Here is a 21,464-nt window from a genome sequence, read left to right on the forward strand (position 1 = left end):
TCAGCAGGCCGCCTTCAGTCGCGCTACATGCCCCCTCAGGGCCAATTCCGAGTGTTTTTGCCGGGGATGAGACGTGGGGCGCAACCCTTTCTAGATGTAACCCCGCCCTCGGCTATACTCCGCAGCATTTGAAATGCCCCCCGAGGACTGACTGTGAAGAACTGGACGTTGCGCCAACGCATCTTGGCGAGCTTTGCTGTGATTATCGCCATCATGTTGCTGATGGTCGTCGTCTCGTATTCCCGGCTGTTGAAGATTGAAATCAGCGAAACCAGCGTCCGTGAAGACGCGCTTCCCGGGTTGTATTACAGCTCGATGGTTCGCAGCGCCTGGGTCGACACTTATGTTCGCACCCAGGAAATGCTGGGCTTCAAGGCGGGGCAGGGCTTCAGTGCGGAAGAGGCCGAAAGCTTCAAAAACTTTGAGGTGCGTCTGCAAGAGCAGATGAGAAACTACCAAGGCACCGTCATCAGGGATGAAGACAAGGTCGAGTACGCCGTTTTTGAAAAACTTCATGAGAATTACAACAAGGCGCTGGCGGCCGTGCTCGATTTGCATAAGCGCAATCAGGAAGCCGAAGCCATCAAGATGTTCAACGAGCAACTGACCCCGACATGGACCGCCGGTCGCATGAAACTCAATGACATCATCCGCGACAACAAAGCGGTGGCCGACCAGGGCATCGCGAACATCGATGACGCCGTGGTCACCGCGAAAGTCATCATGGGCATTTCCCTGCTGGTCGCGGTGCTGGCCGCCAGCCTCTGCGGTCTGCTGCTGATGCGCGCGATCATGGCGCCGATGAACCGGATCGTCGAAATTCTCGACGTCATGCGCACCGGTGATCTCAGCAACCGCCTGAACCTGGCGCGCAAGGACGAATTCGGCGCCGTGGAAACCGGCTTCAACGACATGATGACCGAGCTGACGTCCCTGGTGTCCCAGGCCCAGCGTTCCTCGGTGCAGGTCACCACCTCGGTGACCGAGATCGCTGCCACCTCCAAGCAACAGCAAGCGACCGCCACCGAAACCGCCGCCACCACAACCGAAATCGGCGCGACGTCCCGTGAGATTGCGGCCACTTCGCGGGATCTGGTGCGCACGATGACCGAAGTCTCCACCGCCGCCGATCAGGCCTCGGTGCTCGCCGGTTCCGGGCAGCAAGGCCTGGCTCGGATGGAAGAGACCATGCACTCGGTGATGGGCGCAGCCGATCTGGTCAACGCCAAACTGGCGATCCTCAATGAGAAGGCCGGCAACATCAATCAAGTGGTGGTGACCATCGTCAAGGTCGCCGACCAGACCAATCTGCTGTCGCTCAACGCGGCGATTGAGGCCGAAAAGGCCGGTGAATACGGCCGCGGTTTTGCCGTGGTCGCCACCGAAGTGCGGCGTCTGGCGGACCAGACCGCCGTCGCCACGTACGACATCGAGCAGATGGTGCGCGAGATCCAGTCGGCAGTGTCGGCCGGAGTGATGGGCATGGACAAGTTCTCTGAAGAAGTGCGCCGCGGCATGTCCGAGGTGCAGCAAATCGGCGAGCAGCTGTCGCTGATCATCCATCAGGTTCAGGCATTGGCGCCGCGGGTGTTGATGGTCAACGAAGGCATGCAGGCCCAGGCCACGGGCGCCGAACAGATCAACCACGCGCTGGTGCAGTTGGGCGATGCCAGCAGCCAGACCGTCGAGTCCCTGCGCCAGGCCAGTTTCGCCATCGACGAACTGAGCCAGGTGGCCGTAGGGCTGCGTAGTGGCGTATCGCGATTCAAAGTCTGATGAGCGAACTCACGGCCAAACGCACCGCCGTGAAGCCGGCGCTGCAATCATTGTTTCTGGTGTTCCGCATCGGCAACGAGCGCTATGCCTTGCAGGCCATCGAGGTGGCGGAAGTGCTGCCGCGTCTGCCGTTGAAGCCGATTCCCCGCGCACCGGACTGGGTCGCCGGGGTGTTCGCCTATCGCGGCGCGGTGGTGCCGGTGATCGACCTCAGTGCGCTGACGTTCGGCCAACCGGCCCAGGCCCGCACCAGCACGCGCCTGGTGCTGGTCAATTACCGTCCGGATGAGTTCGCTGAGGCGCAATTGCTCGGGCTGATTCTGGAACAGGCCACCGATACCTTGCGCTGCAACCCGGCGGATTTTCAGCCCTATGGCCTGGACAATCGTCAGGCGCCGTACCTCGGGCCGGTGCGTGAAGATGCCCAGGGTTTGCTGCAATGGGTGCGGGTCGCCGACTTGCTCGACGATCAGGTTCGCGCGCTGCTGTTTCCGTCGACGCCGCTGGACCTGGCGCTGTTTGAGGAGCGGCCATGAGCAGCGATCAGCGGTTTTTCGATTTCCTCAAAGAGCGCATCGGTCTCGACGTGACCTCGGTGGGCCCGGCGATCATCGAGCGTGCGGTGCGCCAGCGCAGCACGGCATCCAACGCGCTGACGGCCGATGAGTACTGGCATACCTTGCAGGGTTCGCAGGACGAGCAGCAGGCGCTGATCGAAGCGGTGATTGTCCCCGAGACCTGGTTTTTCCGTTACCCGGAATCCTTCGCCACGTTGGCGAAACTGGCCACCAAACGCCTGAGCGACATCAACAACATGCGCGCGCTGCGGATTCTCAGCCTGCCGTGTTCCACCGGTGAAGAACCGTATTCCATCGCCATGGCATTGCTCGATGCCGGGTTGCAGCCGCACCAGTTCAAGGTCGAAGGCATGGACGTCAGTCCGTTGTCGGTGGAAAAAGCCCGGCGCGCGCTGTACGGCAAGAATTCGTTCCGGGGTCAGGACATCGCCTTTCGCGACCGGCATTTCACCGCCGAAGGCGAGGGCTATCGCCTCAGCGGGCGAGTGCTCGAACAAGTGCGTTTGCAGGTCGGCAATCTGCTGGATCCGATGTTGCTGGCCAACGAGTCACCCTATGACTTTGTGTTTTGCCGCAACCTGCTGATCTATTTCGATCAGCCGACCCAGCAGCAAGTGTTCGAAGTGCTCAAGCGTTTGACCCATGTCGACGGCGTGCTGTTTATCGGCCCGGCCGAGGGCAGTTTGCTTGGTCGTTTGGGCATGCGTTCGATCGGCATCGCGCAGTCCTTTGCGTTCAGTCGTCAGAGCGCACCAGAGCCTGCGCCCATTGCGACGTTCGTTCCGACGCCTCTGCCCGTGCACCAACCGGTGGGCAGCGTGACACCGCCGCCCGTTCGCAACCGGCCCTTCGCAACGGTGGCACCGCTGCCTGTCGTGACGAAAGTCGCCAACCCGGACACCGCCGCGCTGTTGGCGAACATCGCCGCGCTGGCCAACGAAGGCAAAAGTGCCGAGGCCCGCGCCGCGTGCGATAGCTATTTGCGCAGTCATGAACCCGTGGCTCAAGTCTTCTACTGGCTGGGCTTGCTCGGCGATGTCGCCGGCAGAGTCCTTGAGGCTCAGGGTTTTTATCGCAAGGCGTTGTACCTCGACCCGCAACATCCCGACGCGTTGATGCACCTGGCGGCGTTGCTGCAATCCTTGGGCGACACGGCGGGAGCCAGACGATTGCAGGACCGCGCCGCCCGCAGTGAGCGCGCCGCTGACAGTGAGCGTAACCGATGAACGCCGTCGACACCTTTAGCCTCACCCATGAAGATGCCCAGGCCATCGACGACTGCTGGAACCGCATCGGTATCCACGGCGACAAGTCCTGCCCGCTACTGAGCGATCACATTCACTGCCGCAATTGCGCGGTGTATTCGGCCGCTGCAACGCGATTGCTTGACCGCTACGCGTTGCAGCAGGAAGACCGCGGGCAAGTCTCCACGACGGTCGAGAGCGAAGTGAAAACCCGCTCGCTGTTGATGTTCCGTCTCGGCGAAGAATGGCTGGGCCTGGCCACTCGCAGTCTGGTGGAAGTGGCGCCGCTGCAAGCGATTCATTCCTTGCCGCACCAACGCTCCCGGGCGTTGCTCGGCGTGGCGAATGTGCGCGGCGCGTTGGTGGCGTGCCTGTCGCTGGTGGAATTGCTGGGGCTCGACGGCGCCAGTAGCGTGGCGTCCGGCGCGCGTGTCATGCCGCGAATGCTGATCATCGCCGCCCACGGCGGACCGGTGGTGGTGTCGGTGGATGAAGTGGACGGGATTCACGCCATCGACGAAAGCATCCTCGAGGCGGCGTCCCGCTCCGGCACGCAGGCCAGCGCCAAATACACCCGTGGCGTGTTGCAATTCCAAGGTCGCAGCCTGCGTTGGCTGGATGAAGAACAGCTGCTGTCCGCCGTGACCCGGAGCCTTACATGACCCCCGAGCAAATGCGCGACGCCTCTTTGCTGGAACTGTTCAGTCTGGAAGCCGAGGCCCAGACGCTGGTGCTGAGCGCAGGTCTTTTGGCGCTGGAGCGCGACCCGACCCAGGCCGATCACCTTGAATCGTGCATGCGCGCGGCGCACTCGCTCAAGGGCGCGTCGCGGATCGTCGGTGTCGACGCCGGGGTCAGCGTTGCACATGTGATGGAAGATTGCCTGGTCAGTGCCCAGGAGGGGCGCCTGTACTTGCGGCCCGAGCACATCGATGCCTTGTTGCAAGGCACCGATTTGCTGATGCGCATTGCGACGCCGGACAACAACCCTGAACTGGCGGAAATCGAGGCCTATGTGGTGTTGATGGCGTTGTTGCTTGATCCAATGGCGGCGCCTGCACCGGTCACTGCGCCTGTCGCCCCAGTGATGGCGGAACTTCAGCTCCAACCACCGACGCCCAAGGTCGAGGCGCCAATCCCGGTCGCCGAACTGCAACCCGCAGAGCCGCCGCGCAAGGCCAAGCGCACCACCGAAAACGGCGAGCGGGTACTGCGAGTCACGGCCGAACGCCTGAACAGCCTGCTTGATCTGTCGAGCAAATCCCTGGTGGAAACCCTGCGGCTCAAACCGCACCTGGCCACCATGCAACGCCTCAAGCGTATGCAGAACAACGGCCTGCGGGCCCTGGAAAACCTCAACGTCCACCTCAAGGAACATGCCTTGAGTCTGGAAGCACAGGAAGCTCTCGAAGTCGCTCGTCGGCTACTGGCCGAGTCTCAGCAATTGCTGGTGGAAAAGAACGCCGAACTGGATGAGTTCGCCTGGCAGGCCAGTCAACGGGCGCAATTGTTGTACGACACCGCGCTGGCCTGCCGCATGCGGCCGTTTGCCGATGTGTTGGCCGGGCAAGAGCGCATGATCCGCGACCTCGGCCGCAGCCTTGGCAAACAGGTACGACTGGAGATCGAGGGTGAGAAAACCCAGGTCGACCGCGACGTGTTGGAGAAACTTGAAGCGCCGCTGACTCACCTGCTGCGCAATGCCGTGGATCACGGCATCGAATCCCCGGAGCAACGGCTATTGGCGGGTAAACCCGCTGAAGGCCTGATCCGTTTGCGCGCTTCCCATCAGGCCGGTTTGCTGGTGCTGGAGCTGAGCGATGACGGCAACGGCGTCGATCTGGAAAAGGTCCGCCGCAGGATCATCGAGCGCCAATTGTCCCCGGCCGAAACCGCCGCGCAATTGAGTGAAGAAGAGCTGCTGACGTTCCTGTTTCTACCGGGTTTCAGCCTGCGCGACACGGTCACCGAAGTCTCCGGGCGCGGCGTCGGTCTGGACGCGGTCCAGCACATGGTCCGCCAGGTGCGCGGCGCGGTCGTGCTGGAGCAGGCAGCGGGCGAGGGCAGTCGTTTCCATCTCGAAGTGCCGCTGACCCTGTCGGTGGTGCGCAGCCTGGTGGTGGAGGTCGGTGACGAGGCGTATGCCTTCCCGCTGGCCCACATCGAACGGATGTGCGATCTGGAGCCGGCGGACATTGTCCAGGTCGAAGGCCGTCAGCACTTCTGGCACGAAGGCCGGCATGTCGGGCTGGTCGCGGCCAGTCAGCTGTTGCAGCGTCCGGCGAGCCAGAACAGTCAGCAAACCCTCAAAGTGGTGGTGATCCGCGAGCGCGAGGCGATTTACGGCGTGGCGGTCGAGCGTTTTATCGGCGAGCGGACGCTGGTCGTTTTGCCGCTGGACGAGCGTCTGGGCAAGGTGCAGGACATTTCCGCCGGGGCCCTGCTCGACGACGGTTCGGTGGTGTTGATCGTCGACGTCGAAGACATGCTGCGTTCGGTGGATAAACTGCTCAATACCGGGCGTCTTGAGCGCATTGCCCGTCAGGGCAGCCAGGTGGTTGAAGCGGCTCGAAAAAGGATTCTGGTGGTCGACGATTCGCTGACCGTACGTGAGCTGCAACGCAAGTTGTTACTCAATCGCGGCTACGACGTGGCGGTGGCGGTGGATGGTATGGACGGCTGGAACGCCTTGCGTTCGGAGGACTTCGATCTGCTGATCACCGACATCGATATGCCACGCATGGATGGTATTGAACTGGTGTCTTTATTGCGCCGGGACAATCGCCTGCAATCCCTTCCGGTTATGGTGGTGTCTTACAAGGATCGTGAAGAGGACCGTCGCCGTGGACTGGACGCTGGAGCCGACTATTATCTAGCCAAAGCCAGTTTTCATGACGACGCCCTGCTTGACGCGGTGGTTGAGCTCATTGGAGGAGCGCGTGCATGAAAATAGCGATCGTCAACGACATGCCCATGGCGGTAGAGGCTCTGCGCCGCGCCCTGGCATTCGATCCGGCACACGAGGTGGTCTGGGTCGCCAGTAATGGGGCCGAGGCGGTGCAGCGTTGCGCTGAAAATACGCCGGATCTGATCCTGATGGACCTGATCATGCCGGTGATGGATGGCGTGGAGGCGACCCGGCGGATCATGGCTGATACGCCGTGCGCGATTGTCATCGTGACGGTCGACCGCGAGCAGAACGTGCATCGGGTGTTTGAGGCCATGGGCCACGGAGCGCTGGATGTGGTCGATACGCCGGCCATCGGTGCCGGCAATGCCCAAGAGGCAGCGGCCCCGTTACTGCGCAAGATCATTAACATCGGTTGGCTGATCGGTGACCGGGGCAATCGGGAGCGATCGGCTCCGAGCCCGCTGCGCAGTTCGGCTTCGCGCCAGCGCCTGATCGCCATTGGCTCATCCGCCGGTGGGCCGGCCGCGCTGGAAGTATTGCTCAAGGGGTTGCCGCTAGATTTTTCGGCCGCCATCGTACTGGTGCAGCATGTTGACCAGGTGTTCGCCGCCGGCATGGCCGAATGGCTTAGCAGCGCCAGCGGCCTGAACGTGCGCCTGGCCCAGGAAGGTGAGCCTCCGCAGGCCGGCACGGTGCTGCTGGCGGGTACCAATCACCATATTCGCTTGTTGAAAAACGGTACGTTGGCCTACACCGCCGAACCGGTTAACGAGATCTACCGGCCCTCGATCGATGTGTTCTTCGAGAGCGTGGCCAATTACTGGAACGGCGATGCCGTGGGTGTTTTGCTCACTGGTATGGGACGCGATGGCGCGCAGGGGCTTAAACTCATGCGCCAGCAGGGCTACCTGACCATCGCTCAGGATCAGAACAGCAGTGCAGTGTACGGAATGCCGAAGGCGGCAGCGGCCATCGACGCCGCTGTGGAGATTCGCCCACTGGAAAAGATAGCGCCACGATTGCTGAAGATTTTCCCCAAATGAAGACTTTTCACAGCAATCTGGCCCAAGTAGTACTCAGGTGACTGCCCATGAATGATTTACAGCTCGACGACTTCAAAACCGACGAAAACGCCGCCATGGTGTTGTTGGTAGACGATCAGGCAATGATCGGCGAGGCGGTGCGCCGCGGGTTGTCGGACGAAGAAAATATCGACTTCCACTTCTGCGCCGACCCGCACCAGGCCATCGCCCAGGCGATCCGCATCAAACCGACGGTGATCCTCCAGGATCTGGTGATGCCCGGTCTTGACGGCTTGAGCCTGGTGCGCGAGTACCGCAACCATCCGGCGACCAAGGACATCCCGATCATTGTCCTGTCGACCAAGGAAGACCCGCTGATCAAGAGCGCGGCGTTTGCGGCCGGGGCCAATGATTACCTGGTCAAGTTGCCGGACAACATCGAACTGGTGGCGCGCATCCGCTATCACTCGCGCTCCTACATGACGTTGCTGCAGCGTGACGCAGCGTATCGCGCGTTGCGGGTCAGCCAGCAGCAGTTGCTCGACACCAACCTGGTGCTGCAACGCTTGATGAACTCCGACGGCCTGACCGGGCTGTCGAACCGCCGGCATTTCGACGAATACCTGGAGCTTGAGTGGCGCCGTTCGCTGCGTGACCAGAGTCAACTGTCGCTGCTGATGATCGATGTCGACTACTTCAAGTCCTACAACGACAGCTTCGGCCACCTTGAAGGCGATGAAGCCCTGCGCAAAGTGTCCACGGCGATTCGTGATGCCAGCTCCCGTCCTTCGGACCTGCCGGCCCGTTACGGCGGCGAAGAATTCGCCTTGGTGCTGCCCAATACTTCGCCGGGCGGCGCGCGACTGGTCGCGGAAAAACTGCGCCAGACCGTGGCTTCGCTAAAGATTCCGCATATTTTCCCGGTCGAAGGTTCGAGCCTGACCATCAGCATCGGCCTGTCGACCATGACCCCGCAACCGGGCGGCGATTGCCGTCAATTGATCTCGGCGGCGGACAAGGGGCTGTATCTGGCGAAGAACAATGGGCGTAATCAGGTGGGGATTGAGTAACCCGTTGAAACACAATGCCCTGTAGGAGCTGCCGAAGGCTGCGATCTTTTGATGTTGCTTTAAAAGCGAAGATCAAAAGATCGCAGCCTTCGGCAGCTCCTACAGTTCGGAGCGCAACCTCTACATGGTGTTCAGCCAAAAACCATTCGCCCCTAAAGCCGCCAGGCGGGCTGCCGTGACAGCCTGATTACGTTATACTCGCCGGCTTTCAAAAGTTCGCCAACGAGTGCTGCCCGCCATGGAAATCAACCCGATCCTTAACAGTATCAAGGACCTGTCCGAGCGCTCCGAAACTATTCGGGGGTATCTTTGACTACGATCAAAAGCATGAGCGTCTGACTGAAGTCAATCGCGAGCTTGAAGATCCGTCTGTCTGGAACAACCCGACGTACGCTCAGGAGCTGGGCCGCGAGCGGTCCCTGCTGGCTCAGATCGTCGAAACCCTCGACGAAATGCACACAGGCCTGGCCGACGCCAAAGACCTGCTGCTGATGTCCGCCGAAGAAGAAGACCAGGCTGCCGTCGATGACGTCGCTGCCGAAGTCGAGCGTCTGCGCGAATCCCTGGAAAAACTCGAATTCCGTCGCATGTTCAGCGGTGAGATGGACGCCAACAACGCTTACCTGGACATCCAGGCCGGCTCCGGCGGTACCGAGGCCCAGGACTGGGCCAACATCCTGCTGCGCATGTACCTGCGCTGGGCCGACAAACGCGGTTTCGACGCGACCATCATGGAACTGTCGGCCGGTGAAGTCGCCGGGATCAAGGGCGCCACAATCCACATCAAGGGCGAATACGCCTTTGGCTGGTTGCGTACCGAAATCGGCGTGCACCGTCTGGTGCGCAAGAGCCCGTACGACTCCGGTAACCGCCGCCACACCTCGTTCTCGGCCGTGTTCGTGTCGCCGGAAATCGATGACAACATCGAAATCGACATCAACCCGTCGGACCTGCGCATCGACACCTACCGCTCCTCCGGTGCCGGTGGTCAGCACGTAAACACCACCGACTCGGCCGTCCGTATTACGCACGTACCGACCAACACCGTGGTCAGCTGCCAGAACGAACGCTCCCAGCACGCCAACAAAGACACCGCGATGAAAATGTTGCGGGCGCGCTTGTACGAGCAGGAAGTGCAGAAACGCAACGCCGCCTCCCAGGCACTGGAAGACACCAAGTCGGACATCGGCTGGGGTCACCAGATTCGCTCTTACGTGCTCGATGCGTCGCGAATCAAGGATTTGCGCACTAACATCGAACGCAGTGACTGCGACAAGGTGCTCGACGGCGACATCGACGAATACCTGGTGGCCAGCCTGAAACAAGGCCTGTAAACCACCAGTCAAGACCTCAAGTCCCCTGCCACCGGTGGGGGCAACGAACCTGTGATGGAATTTTTAAAGACATGAGCGACCTAGAACTCGACCCGCAAGCCCTGCAACAGGAAGAAAACTCCCTGATCGCCCTGCGCAAGGAAAAGCTGGCTGCCGAGCGCGCCAAGGGCAATGCCTTCCCGAACGACTTCCGCCGCGACAACTACTGCGAAGACTTGCAGAAGCAGTACGCGGACAAGACCAAGGAAGAGCTGGCAGAGGCTGCGATCCCGGTCAAGGTTGCCGGTCGCATCATGCTCAACCGTGGCTCGTTCATGGTGATCCAGGACATGACCGGTCGCATTCAGGTCTACGTCAACCGTAAAACCCTGTCCGAAGAAACCCTGGCCTCGGTGAAAACCTGGGACATGGGCGACATCATTGCTGCCGAAGGCACCCTGGCGCGTTCCGGCAAGGGCGACCTGTACGTTGAAATGACCACCGTGCGCCTGCTGACCAAGTCGCTGCGCCCGCTGCCGGACAAACACCACGGCCTGACCGACACCGAACAGCGCTATCGTCAGCGTTACGTTGACCTGATCGTCAACGAAGAAGTGCGCCAGACCTTCCGCGTGCGTTCGCAAGTGATTGCGCACATCCGCAGCTTCCTGATGCAGCGTGACTTCCTGGAAGTGGAAACGCCGATGCTGCAAACCATTCCGGGTGGCGCGGCAGCCAAGCCGTTCGAGACTCACCACAACGCGCTGGACATGGAAATGTTCCTGCGTATCGCGCCGGAGCTGTACCTCAAGCGTCTGGTAGTCGGTGGTTTTGAAAAAGTGTTCGAGATCAACCGCAACTTCCGTAACGAAGGCGTTTCGACCCGTCACAACCCTGAATTCACCATGTTGGAGTTCTACCAGGCTTACGCCGACTACGAAGACAACATGGACCTGACCGAAGAACTGTTCCGCGAACTGGCACAGCTGGTTCTGGGCAGCACCGACGTACCTTACGGCGACAAAGTGTTCCACTTCGGCGAACCGTTCGTGCGTCTTTCGGTGTTCGACTCGATCCTCAAGTACAACCCTGAGCTGACCGCTGACGACCTGACCGACATCGACAAGGCCCGTGCTATCGCCAAGAAGGCCGGTGCCAAAGTGCTGGGCTTCGAAGGTCTGGGCAAATTGCAGGTGATGATTTTCGAAGAGCTGGTCGAGCATAAGCTGGAGCAGCCGCACTTCATCACTCAGTACCCGTTCGAAGTGTCGCCGCTGGCCCGTCGTAACGACGAGAACCCGAATGTCACCGACCGTTTTGAGCTGTTCATCGGTGGCCGCGAAATCGCCAACGCCTACTCCGAGTTGAACGACGCGGAAGACCAGGCCGAGCGCTTCATGGCTCAGGTGGCCGACAAGGACGCCGGCGACGATGAAGCCATGCATTACGACGCCGACTTCGTTCGCGCGCTGGAGTACGGGATGCCGCCAACGGCCGGTGAAGGTATCGGCATCGACCGTCTGGTGATGCTGCTGACCAACTCCCCGTCGATCCGCGACGTGATCCTGTTCCCGCACATGCGGCCACAAGCGTAAGTGTTTCAATAAAAAAGCCGCCTAAAACAGGCGGCTTTTTATTGCCTGTCTGGTACAAACGTATCAATTGGTTACTTTTGAAGTAAGAGAGGAATACCTGTCGTGAACCGTGCAATTGCTCAAGAGGGTGCAGCGGACGTCGCCACTGCGGTCGCTGAAAGTGTTCAGTACCAGGGTCGCAAGGCCAGCCGACAGGGCAGTGAGCAGCGTCGACAGGACATTCTCGATGCGGCGATGCGCATTGTCGTGCGCGATGGCGTGCGGGCCGTGCGTCACCGTGCGGTGGCCGCCGAGGCTGGTGTGCCGCTGTCGGCCACCACTTACTATTTCAAGGACATCGATGACCTGCTCACCGATACCTTTGCCCAATACGTGGAACGCAGCGCGGCGTTCATGGCCAAGTTGTGGGCCAGCAACGAAGGCCTGCTGCGCGAGATGGTTGCTTATGGCGATGGCAGCCCCGAGTCCCGTTCACAGCTGGCTGACGATATCGCACGGCTGACCGCCGATTACGTGCAGCGCCAATTGCACAACCGTCGGGAACACTTGATGGCCGAGCAGGCGTTCCGCCAGGAGGCCCTGTTGAACCCGCGTTTGGCGGAGTTGGTGCGCTCGCATCAGCAAATTCTTCTGCAAGGCACCTGCCATTTTTTCGAGGTGTTGGGTTCCCGCGAGCCACAACAGGATGCCAAAGTGTTGACGGCGATTATCGGACGGATGGAATATCAGGGCCTGCTCAACGACGCCGAGCCTGTCGCCGAAGCCGAAATGCTCGGCATCCTCACGCGGTATATGCACCTGGTATTGGCGTCGGTGTAACCCTGTCCCCAGTAGGAGCTGCCGAAGGCTGCGATCTTTTGATCTTGATCTCTTGATACCGCAGCGAAGCAGGATCAAAAGATCGCAGCCTTCGGCAGCTCCTACAGGTCCGCGTGTGTTCATAGGGAGTTGTTGAATGAAAGCCTGGCGTGTCGTTGTGATCGCCTTGTCGTTCCTGCTGCTCAGCGGCTGTCTGGTGACCTTCAAGGAGCCGCTGCCCTCGAGCGAGCCCGCGCCTAAAGGGTTGCTCGGCAAATGGACCAGCACCAACGCCTGGGGCGAGCCGCTGAATCTGGAGCTGACGCGCCTGGGCGACAATCACTATCAGGCCGTCAGCTACTTCAAGGCTAAGCCCAAGGAGCGTGAAGCCTATCCCTTCACGGTGACCCGCCATGGCAGTCGCTGGTACCTGTCGGCCAGGGTGCCGGCGCAATTCGGTGGGCATTTCACTCTCTTGGGTTTTGAACTCACCGATAAGCATGAGCTGGTGGTCTACAACCTCGACCTCGAGCAGATCAACCAGGCCCTGAGGCAAAAAGTCCTCAGCGGCGAAGGCTTCCAGACCGACGACGGCGACGGCGTGTTGATCAACAACAATCTGGACCAGGTCTTCGCCTACCTAGACGACCCGGCCAATTCCGATGTGTTCGTCGAGGCTGTGCGCTATCAGCGCCTGGCCAAAGCCAAATAAACCCAGCACGTAAACGGTTTTTCTACAGGAGTTTCGGGTGGACGATTACCAGCAGTCGATACGCATTTTGTCCGATCGCATTGTGCTGGCGCAGACGCCGATTCGCGTCCTCGATGCAGTCAAGTGGGACGACAACATTCGCAAGGGTTTCCTCAAGGCCAAGGGCAAGGAAATGCCGGCGGTGGACCGCGATTACTACCTGAACCGGCCGCTGGCGTTCGACTCCAGCAAGGTAAAGCTGGAATTCCAGAACATAGAACGCGACATCACCCGTCAGCTCGGACAGTTCAACCCGGTTGGCCAGATCATGCGCCGCATGTGCAAGGAATACCGGATGGTGGTGCGCATGCTCGAAGCGCGCGGCACCGAGGACTTCGGGCTGATTTCACAGGAGCTTTACGGTGCCGCTTCCGACGCGTTCCACGCCGGCGACCCGACCCTTTCCGACCTGGGCCTGATGCTCTCGGATTACCTGAACAATATCGATGGCCGTGGCGACCTGAAGGACGAACCGAAAATCCTCACCGCCAAGGAAGCCGTCCACCTGCTGCAAACCCGCTTGAACAAGGTATTCGGCGAAGCCGAGGAAACCATTCGCGTATTCGAGTCCGACGGGATCGTCGCCGATGCGGCGGCTGGCGCCGACTACATCAAGATCCGCGCCGACGCGATGTTCAACGACCGTGACGTGCGCGCCCTGGAAGTCCACGAAGGGCTGGTGCATGTGGGGACCACGCTCAATGGCCTGAACCAGCCGATCTGCACCTTCCTCTCCAAAGGTCCGCCGTCGTCGACAGTGACTCAGGAAGGCCTGGCGATCCTGATGGAAATCATCACTTTCGCCTCATACCCGAGTCGCCTGCGCAAACTGACCAACCGCACCCGCGCCATTCACATGGTGGAAGAGGGCGCGGACTTCCTGCAGATCTTTGAGTTCTTCCGCGAGCAAGGTTTTGAAATGGCGGAAAGCTACGGCAACGCCAGTCGGGTTTTCCGTGGCTCGGTGCCGACGGGTCTGCCATTTACCAAAGACTTGTCCTACCTCAAGGGCTTTATCATGGTTTACAACTACATTCAGTTGGCCGTGCGTAAAGGCAAGCTTGAGCAGATACCGCTGCTGTTTTGCGGCAAGACCACGCTGGAAGACATGCGGACCTTGCGCCAGTTGGTGGATGAAGGGCTGGTGGTGCCACCGAAGTATCTGCCGGATCAGTTCCGTGACCTGAACGCGCTGTCGGCGTGGATGTGCTTCTCCAACTTCCTCAACCACTTGAGCCTGGACCGGATCGAAGCGGATTACTCCAATATCCTCTAACGTGTACGCCGTCCAAATGTGGGAGCGGGCTTGCTCGCGAATACGGTGTGTCAGTCGACATTAATGTTGAATGTTCAACCGCATTCGCGAGCAAGCCCGCTCCCACATTTGGTCCGTATTCCAACCAAACTTCACGAGGTTTCATCGGATGAGAATCCTCGGCTTCTTCTGCCTTCTCCTGACCTTGAGCGGCTGCAGCTCGCTGCTGTTCTACCCCGAGCCGGGCCAGCTGTTTACCCCGGAAAAAGCAAAACTCGAATACCGCGACATCACCCTAACCACCGCCGACGGCCTCAAGCTGCACGGCTGGTGGTTGCCGGCCAAAAGAGGTGTCGAGGTCAAAGGCACGGTGCTGCATCTGCACGGTAACGGCGGCAATCTGCCCATGCATCTTGGGGGGAGCTGGTGGTTGCCCAAAGAAGGGTATCAAGTGCTGCTGCTGGACTATCGCGGTTATGGATTGTCCGAGGGTGAAGCGACGCTGCCGGAGATCTATCAGGACATCGACGCCGCGTTCAAATGGCTCGATCAGGCGCCGGAGGTCAAGGGCAAGCCGCTGATCCTGCTCGGCCAAAGCCTCGGTGGTTCGATGGCCGTGCACTATCTGGTTCAGCACCCTGAACGCCAAAAACAACTCAAGGCCTTCGTCCTCGACGGCGTGCCCGCCAGCTACCGCAGTATCGGTCAATTTGCCCTGAGTCAATCCTGGCTGACCTGGCTGTTTCAGGTGCCACTGTCCTGGCTGGTGCCGGACGGCGACAGCGCGATCCATTCCATGGAGCAGCTGGGCGGCGTACCGAAACTGATCTACCACAGCATCGACGATCCGATCGTGCCCCTTTCCAACGGCATCCGTCTGTATCAAGCTGCGCCGCCGCCGCGGGTGCTGCAACTGACCCGTGGCGGTCATGTGCAGACGTTCGCCGACCCGGTCTGGCGCAAAGTCATGCTGCGTTTTCTCGATGACCCGCAGCATTTCAACGGTCTGCGCCGCCTGGGTGAAATCCCGAATTACCCGGCGCCGAAAAATTCTGAAGATGAACCACCAGAGAGTCCGCAATGAGTGAAGAACGTAACGCCATCCCGCTGATCATCACCGGTATCTGCAGCATCCTCGGCACCGTCGGGGCCCTGTGGTTCTACGGCTACCTGCACTTCGCCAAACCCGAAGATGCGCTGCTGCTCAGCGACTTCACGATGCTCAAGACTGTGCCGGGCGAAGACTACAAAGTCTCCCTGGAACCGGCCCCGCAAGTCGCGCAGTGCATCGATGGCGTGCTGGTGATGTTCGACACCGAACAGAAAGGCCTGAGCGGCGTGTTGGTCAACAACAAGAAAAAAGCCGTGCGCTGCATGGGCGAGGAAACCCCGCAGAAGCTGCAACCGTAGCGCGCCCGAAAAGATCGCAGCCTCGTTTCACTCGACAGCTCCTACAGAAGCACGCGGTCTATGTAGGAGCTGTCGAGTGAAACGAGGCTGCGATCTTTTGATCTTAAAAACAAAAGCCCCGCCTGATCAGATCAGGCGGGGCTTTTGCGTTACAGCAGGTTCAACTCAGTTCGAGCTGACCGCAGAACGCGGGATCACCGGCTGGTTGTCGTTGGAAATGGTCACTTCCACCCGACGGTTCATTGCACGACCCGAGACGCTGCTGTTCTCGGCCACCGGGTATTCTTTGCCATAACCCTGCGACACGATACGCGTTGGATCAACGCCCATTTTCACCAGCGCCGTTCGCACGGAACCGGCACGACGCTCGGACAGCGACTGGTTGTGGTTCGCGGTGCCCGTGCTGTCGGTGTAGCCCTCGACGATCACTTTGCGATCAGGGTTTTCCGAGAGGAATTGCGCCAGTTTGTTGATATTCACCAGACCGCTGGACTTCAGATCAGCCCTGTCAGTGGCAAACAACACATCACCGAATGTCACCAAGGTGCCGCGATCAGTCTGCTTGGCGTTCAGGCTGTCCTGCAATTGCTTGATCTGCGCGTCGCGGGCATCCAGACGAGCTTGGGCGCGCTGCGCGGAAGCATTTTTCAGATTGGCTTCGGCGTTGCGCAGGGCGATGGTCTGCTTCGCCACTTCGACACGTTGATTGGTCAGGTAAGCCAGTTGATCGACCTTGGCCTGGTCCTCTTTGTCCTGGTAAGCCTTGTCAGCCTTGTCCAGGTAATCGCTGGCTTCTTTGGTTTCCAGCGCCGCGACTTTGCTGGCTTGCGGGTTGGTTTGCAGGCCGGTGTAGTTGGTGCGGGCCTGTTCCAGGTTCGCGTTTGGCGGCGTGGAGCAGGCGGCCAGTGCAACGCTTGCGGCCAGCAGGGCAGGGATCATCAATTGTTTACGCATGGTGGTTTCGTCCTTTTAGTCGAGTAAGAAGTGCGTCGTGCCGGCCGCTTATTGAACGGTGCGCTGGCTTTCCTGACGCAGTTCTTGAACACCTTTCTGAGAGTCCTTCACAGCCTGTTCAGCTTTCAACGCCTGGGCTTTGCGTTCAGCCACGCGAGCGTCCCACTCGGCCTGTTCGGCCAGGACTTTGGCTTCGTCATATTTTTTGTCGTGCATGGCGATTTCGGCTTGTTTGAGCTTGTCCTGCGCGGACTTCATTTCCACTGCCGCGAATTCGGTACCGCCGGCACTGACGGCGCTGTTGACCGCCGATTCCGTCACGGCGAATTGCTCGCTTGGCGGGTTACCGGCACAACCGGCCAGGACGAAGCTGCTGCCGATGGCCAGTGCAGCCAGTTTCAGGCTACGCAGAGGGGGGAACGAGGATTTGGCAGTTCGGGTCTTCATGGTCTTCAACTCCATTGGAAAAACTCCTGAAAAACTTAAAAATCCATCCTGGGCAAGGAGCCGCAACCTTCAATTTCCGGGGGTGTTTTGAAACGGCCGTCCCAGGCGTGGTTAATGGGTGTGACCCGAGGCGTTTTTCAAAAGTTCAGAGAATATGGCTCATTGCCCAAAAAACTTTGACCGGGCGGACAAGGCTCTAAACCGGGTATTTTTACCGCAAGCAGCAGTACTCCCGGCCCTGTAGTGGGCTGGGAGTACGCATTTTTGGAGGGGGAAGAAGTGCGGTAATCAGTGTTTCTGTTTGTCGTCGATGGCCGACAAATCGTGCAAATGACGACGGGACAATGCGAGAAAACGCGGAGTCGGACCGACGTCTTCGTACAGCGGATCACCTTCTTCGTCGGTGGCCACGACGGTCGAGCCCTTCACATACGGAAAGCTCTTTTCGAGCTCTTCCAGGGCGGCGCCGATCAGCTCGCCGAGCAGTTCTTCGGGCTGCCGTTTGGGGTACATATCGATAATGGCCGCCAGCCGTGCGGCGGCCTCCACATCCAGATGAATCGAGTATCCGGTGTCGGTCAGGCGACCCTTGGCGTTTTCTTCCCAGTGATGGGCAAGCTCGCGGATTTTCATAGTGACCTCAATGCGCACCTGCTCGTGGCAGGCAGTGTCAGTGTCCGGCAAAGGCCGGCGGCAGCCGTTGTACGGCTTACTCTTCAGACTAGCTTTAACGCCCAAGGTTTAAAGTCCCTTCGTCGTCTAATGGTGAACGTTGGGGGGGATTGGGTGTATATCCGTTTTTGCGGTAGCGGCGGCTATCGGTTTCGCTTTTACAGCGAGTCACTTGGAAATACGGAATGCCGCCCAACCCCAAGTAACCAAGGGCTCTTGCCCCTTTCGTTCGGTGCCTCGCCTAGGCTCGCCATGCCCTCGCTCCGGTCCTGCTCCGTGGGCCCGCCGCCATCGGCCATCCATGGCCGGGGGCGGCTAACCCGGCATCCATGCCGGGTTGCCCACTGCGCAGAACCTCCACTCGGCCTCTCGAGGGGGCGGTGCATCAAGATCAAAAGCTGCAGGCGAGCTAACGCTCGACCTGTTGAGTGGTGAGGAGCGTGCGTACACCCCCTCCCCCCGGTAGGAGCTGTCGAGTGAAACGAGGCTGCGATCTTTTGATCTTGCTGTGGCTGTGGCTGTGGCTGTGGCTGTGGCTGTGGCTGTGGCTGTGGCTGTGGCTTTTGATTTTGATCTACTGCCCCTTTCCCAGAGGCCGAACGCAGGCGTTGCGCAGGGGGCACCGCGGCAAGGATGCCGCGGTAGCCGCCCCCGGCCATGGATGGCCGATGGCGGCGGGCCCCCGGAGCAATGCCGGAGTGAGGGCATGCCGAGCCCAGGCGAGGCACCGAATGGAGGGGCAAAGCCTTTTGCTTACTTTTCGGCGTTTGGAAAAGTGAGTCGCTGTAAAAGCGAAACCGTAATCAGCCATCACCGCAGAAACGGATATGTACCCACCAACCCCAATCCCCAATCCCCAATCCCCAATCCCAAAACTTTCTCAGGCGAACAGCATTCCCATCGTCGTCTGCTTGTAAGAACCGCTTTACAGCGGCACTCTCTAACTCAAGAGCATGGACACCAAGTCACCCGGATTTTCGCTGGAGAACTGCTGATGACCGATATTGATGCACGCTTGCGCGAGGATGTTCACCTGTTGGGTGAGCTGTTGGGCAACACCATTCGCGAGCAGTACGGGGACGGTTTTCTCGACAAGATCGAGCAGATCCGCAAAGGCGCCAAGGCCGACCGTCGCGGTTCGATGGACGCTGAACTGAGCGCCAGCCTCAACCAATTGAGCGAAGAAGAGTTGCTGCCGGTGGCGCGGGCGTTCAACCAGTTTCTCAACCTGGCCAATATCGCCGAGCAATATCAGCTGATTCACCGTCGCGAAGAGTCGCAGCCTGCACCGTTCGAGGCGCGGGTACTACCGGAACTGCTCGCCCGCCTGAGCGCTGAAGGTCATGGCGCCGAATCCCTGGCCCGGCAACTGGGACGGCTGGAGATCGAACTGGTCCTCACCGCTCACCCGACTGAAGTGGCGCGCCGCACGCTGATCCAGAAGTACGACGCGATTGCCGCACAACTGGCCGCCCAGGACCATCGCGACCTGACCACCGCCGAATGCGAGCAGATCCACACGAAGTTGCAGCGTCTGATCGCCGAGGCCTGGCACACCGAAGAAATCCGTCGCACCCGCCCAACCCCGGTGGATGAAGCCAAGTGGGGCTTCGCAGTGATCGAGCATTCGCTGTGGCAGGCGATTCCCAACTATTTGCGCAAGGCTGATAAAGCCCTGCATGACGCCACTGGCCTGCACCTTCCACTGGAGGCCGCACCGATTCGCTTTGCCTCGTGGATGGGCGGCGACCGGGACGGCAACCCCAACGTGACCGCTGCCGTAACCCGTGAAGTCTTGCTGCTGGCGCGGTGGATGGCCGCGGACTTGTACCTGCGCGATGTCGATCGCCTGGCGGCCGAGTTGTCGATGCAGCAGGCCAGCGATGAATTGAAGGCCAAGGCCGGGGACAGCGCCGAACCTTACCGTGCGGTGCTTAAACAGCTGCGTGAACGCCTGCGCGCGACGCGTAACTGGGCTCACGCCTCCTTGACGACGACCACGCCGGCACCCGCCGATGTGTTGCAAAACAATCGCGAGCTGCTCGATCCGCTGGAGCTGTGCTACCACTCGCTGCATGAGTGCGGCATGGGCGTGATCGCTGATGGGCCGCTGCTCGATTGCCTGCGCCGGGCGGTGACGTTCGGGCTGTTCCTGGTGCGGCTCGATGTGCGTCAGGACTCGACGCGACATACCGCGGCGATGACCGAGATCACCGATTACCTGGGCCTGGGGCGCTACGAGGACTGGAGCGAGGAAGAGCGCATCGTCTTCCTGATGCGTGAGCTGAACAACCGCCGGCCGTTACTGCCGGCGTACTTCAAGCCATCGGCGGACACCGCTGAAGTGATGGCGACCTGCCGGGAAATCGCTGCGGCACCGGGTGCATCGCTCGGTTCTTATGTGATCTCCATGGCCGGCGCCGCTTCCGACGTGCTGGCCGTGCAACTGCTGCTCAAAGAGTCTGGCGTGTTGCGGCCGATGCGCGTGGTGCCGCTGTTCGAAACCCTTGCCGACCTCGACAACGCCGGCCCGGTGATTGAAAAGCTCTTGCTGCTTCCGGGTTATCGCGCGCGCTTGCAAGGGCCGCAGGAAGTGATGATCGGCTACTCCGACTCGGCCAAGGATGCCGGCACTACCGCGGCGGCCTGGGCGCAGTATCGGGCGCAGGAGCGCTTGGTCGACATCTGCCGCGAGCAGCAAGTGGAACTGCTGTTGTTCCACGGTCGCGGTGGCACCGTGGGTCGCGGCGGCGGCCCGGCACACGCGGCGATTCTGTCGCAACCGCCGGGTTCGGTGGCGGGGCGTTTCCGTACCACCGAGCAGGGGGAAATGATTCGTTTCAAATTCGGCCTGCCGGACATCGCCGAGCAGAACCTCAATCTGTATCTGGCAGCGGTATTGGAAGCGACCTTGCTACCGCCGCCGCCACCGGAGCCTGCCTGGCGCAATCTGATGGACGAATTGGCCGCCGACGGTGTCAGCGCTTATCGCGCCGTGGTGCGGGAAAATCCGCAATTCGTTGAGTATTTCCGCCAGTCCACCCCGGAGCAGGAACTGGGACGCTTGCCGTTGGGCAGTCGCCCGGCCAAGCGCCGCGCTGGCGGGATTGAAAGCCTGCGGGCGATCCCGTGGATCTTCGGCTGGACCCAGACGCGTCTGATGTTGCCGGCGTGGCTCGGCTGGGAAGCGGCGCTGAGCAAGGCGCTGGAGCGCGGCGAAGGCGAGCTGCTGGGGCAGATGCGCGAGCAGTGGCCGTTCTTCCGCACGCGCATCGATATGCTGGAAATGGTGTTGGCCAAGGCCGATGCCGATATCGCCCGGTCTTACGATGAGCGTTTGGTCGAGCCGGATCTGCTCCCTTTGGGGGCGCATTTACGCGACCTATTGTCGCAGGCGTGCTCGGTGGTCCTGGGGCTGACCGGTCAGTCGCAGCTACTGGCACATAGCCCAGCCACGCTTGAATTCATCCGCTTGCGCAACACTTACCTCGACCCTCTTCATCTATTGCAGGCTGAGTTGTTGGCGCGTTCGCGACAACAGGAAGTGGCACAGGGCAGTCCGGTAGAACAGGCGCTACTGGTGTCTGTGGCGGGGATTGCCGCCGGTTTGCGTAATACCGGCTAAGGTTTTCGTCGTGGGGCAAGGCACTCGGCGCGAGCGTCGAGTT

The 21,464-nt window shown here is 60.4% G+C and carries 18 protein-coding genes; 15 read left to right on the plus strand and 3 right to left on the minus strand.

The features are described 5' to 3' along the window. Window positions 1–153 precede the first annotated feature (153 nt). The 14 genes from CUN63_RS18975 to CUN63_RS19045 all read left to right on the plus strand — a co-directional run bounded on the left by CUN63_RS18975 (window position 154) and on the right by CUN63_RS19045 (window position 15,723). Complete coding sequence (locus tag CUN63_RS18975) at window positions 154–1,776, plus strand: methyl-accepting chemotaxis protein (protein WP_129441535.1); 1,623 nt, start codon at window positions 154–156, stop codon at window positions 1,774–1,776. Continuing rightward, window positions 1,776–2,312, plus strand: a complete 537-nt coding sequence (locus tag CUN63_RS18980; protein WP_129441537.1) for a chemotaxis protein CheW — start codon at window positions 1,776–1,778, stop codon at window positions 2,310–2,312. The genes CUN63_RS18975 and CUN63_RS18980 overlap by 1 nt, the downstream gene beginning before the upstream one ends. After that, a complete protein-coding gene (locus tag CUN63_RS18985; protein ID WP_129441539.1) occupies window positions 2,309–3,580 on the plus strand; it encodes a protein-glutamate O-methyltransferase CheR in 1,272 nt (423 codons plus the stop codon). The genes CUN63_RS18980 and CUN63_RS18985 overlap by 4 nt, the downstream gene beginning before the upstream one ends. Further along, on the plus strand, window positions 3,577–4,260 hold the full coding sequence (locus CUN63_RS18990; protein WP_129441541.1) for a chemotaxis protein CheW: 684 nt from the start codon (window positions 3,577–3,579) through the stop codon (window positions 4,258–4,260). Before CUN63_RS18985 ends, CUN63_RS18990 begins: the two co-directional genes overlap by 4 nt. Next, on the plus strand, window positions 4,257–6,545 hold the full coding sequence (locus CUN63_RS18995; RefSeq protein ID WP_129441543.1) for a hybrid sensor histidine kinase/response regulator: 2,289 nt from the start codon (window positions 4,257–4,259) through the stop codon (window positions 6,543–6,545). The genes CUN63_RS18990 and CUN63_RS18995 overlap by 4 nt, the downstream gene beginning before the upstream one ends. Further along, window positions 6,542–7,552: a chemotaxis response regulator protein-glutamate methylesterase gene (locus CUN63_RS19000; protein WP_129441545.1), complete on the plus strand. Its 1,011-nt coding sequence runs from the start codon at window positions 6,542–6,544 to the stop codon at window positions 7,550–7,552. The genes CUN63_RS18995 and CUN63_RS19000 overlap by 4 nt, the downstream gene beginning before the upstream one ends. A gap of 47 nt (window positions 7,553–7,599) precedes the next feature. Then, window positions 7,600–8,601 carry a PleD family two-component system response regulator gene (locus CUN63_RS19005; RefSeq protein WP_129441549.1) on the plus strand — a complete coding sequence of 334 codons (1,002 nt, stop codon included), beginning with the start codon at window positions 7,600–7,602 and terminating at the stop codon, window positions 8,599–8,601. A 238-nt stretch (window positions 8,602–8,839) separates the two neighbouring features. Further along, a protein-coding gene (gene prfB, locus CUN63_RS19010; protein WP_129441551.1) for a peptide chain release factor 2 occupies window positions 8,840–9,935 on the plus strand; the annotation gives its coding sequence in 2 pieces (ribosomal slippage) (window positions 8,840–8,911 and window positions 8,913–9,935; 1,095 coding nt in all). A 71-nt stretch (window positions 9,936–10,006) separates the two neighbouring features. Next, window positions 10,007–11,509 (plus strand): lysine--tRNA ligase, encoded by a 1,503-nt coding sequence (lysS, locus tag CUN63_RS19015; RefSeq protein ID WP_129441553.1) that lies wholly within the window; start codon window positions 10,007–10,009, stop codon window positions 11,507–11,509. Between the two features lie 102 nt (window positions 11,510–11,611). Further along, the gene (locus CUN63_RS19020; RefSeq protein WP_046048164.1) at window positions 11,612–12,328 is read left to right on the plus strand and encodes a TetR/AcrR family transcriptional regulator; all 717 of its coding nucleotides are present in this window, start codon (window positions 11,612–11,614) and stop codon (window positions 12,326–12,328) included. 136 nt (window positions 12,329–12,464) lie between these two features. Continuing rightward, a complete protein-coding gene (locus CUN63_RS19025) occupies window positions 12,465–13,019 on the plus strand; it encodes a hypothetical protein (protein ID WP_129441555.1) in 555 nt (184 codons plus the stop codon). A gap of 37 nt (window positions 13,020–13,056) precedes the next feature. Beyond that, window positions 13,057–14,334: a flavohemoglobin expression-modulating QEGLA motif protein gene (locus CUN63_RS19030; RefSeq protein ID WP_129441557.1), complete on the plus strand. Its 1,278-nt coding sequence runs from the start codon at window positions 13,057–13,059 to the stop codon at window positions 14,332–14,334. A 148-nt stretch (window positions 14,335–14,482) separates the two neighbouring features. Beyond that, a complete protein-coding gene (locus CUN63_RS19040) occupies window positions 14,483–15,397 on the plus strand; it encodes an alpha/beta hydrolase (RefSeq protein WP_129441559.1) in 915 nt (304 codons plus the stop codon). Further along, on the plus strand, window positions 15,394–15,723 hold the full coding sequence (locus tag CUN63_RS19045) for a hypothetical protein (RefSeq protein ID WP_033056344.1): 330 nt from the start codon (window positions 15,394–15,396) through the stop codon (window positions 15,721–15,723). The genes CUN63_RS19040 and CUN63_RS19045 overlap by 4 nt, the downstream gene beginning before the upstream one ends. A 165-nt stretch (window positions 15,724–15,888) precedes the next feature. Here the strand turns inward: CUN63_RS19045 and CUN63_RS19050 are convergent, their stop codons facing one another. From CUN63_RS19050 to CUN63_RS19060, 3 genes are all read right to left on the minus strand, one after another. Next, window positions 15,889–16,677, minus strand: coding sequence for an OmpA family protein (locus CUN63_RS19050; RefSeq protein WP_129441561.1), 789 nt, complete (start codon window positions 16,675–16,677; stop codon window positions 15,889–15,891). Between the two features lie 48 nt (window positions 16,678–16,725). Further along, a complete protein-coding gene (locus CUN63_RS19055; protein WP_129441563.1) occupies window positions 16,726–17,139 on the minus strand; it encodes a DUF4398 domain-containing protein in 414 nt (137 codons plus the stop codon). 273 nt (window positions 17,140–17,412) lie between these two features. Next, on the minus strand, window positions 17,413–17,757 hold the full coding sequence (locus CUN63_RS19060) for a pilin assembly protein (RefSeq protein ID WP_129441565.1): 345 nt from the start codon (window positions 17,755–17,757) through the stop codon (window positions 17,413–17,415). Between the two features lie 1,033 nt (window positions 17,758–18,790). On the opposite strand from CUN63_RS19060, the gene ppc reads away from it, so the two are divergent. Further along, window positions 18,791–21,421 carry a phosphoenolpyruvate carboxylase gene (gene ppc / locus CUN63_RS19070; protein ID WP_129441567.1) on the plus strand — a complete coding sequence of 877 codons (2,631 nt, stop codon included), beginning with the start codon at window positions 18,791–18,793 and terminating at the stop codon, window positions 21,419–21,421. The last annotated feature ends 43 nt before the right edge of the window (window positions 21,422–21,464 follow it).

This window comes from Pseudomonas sp. ACM7 (genome assembly GCF_004136015.1).
In the GTDB taxonomy this organism is placed as follows: domain Bacteria; phylum Pseudomonadota; class Gammaproteobacteria; order Pseudomonadales; family Pseudomonadaceae; genus Aquipseudomonas; species Aquipseudomonas frigoris.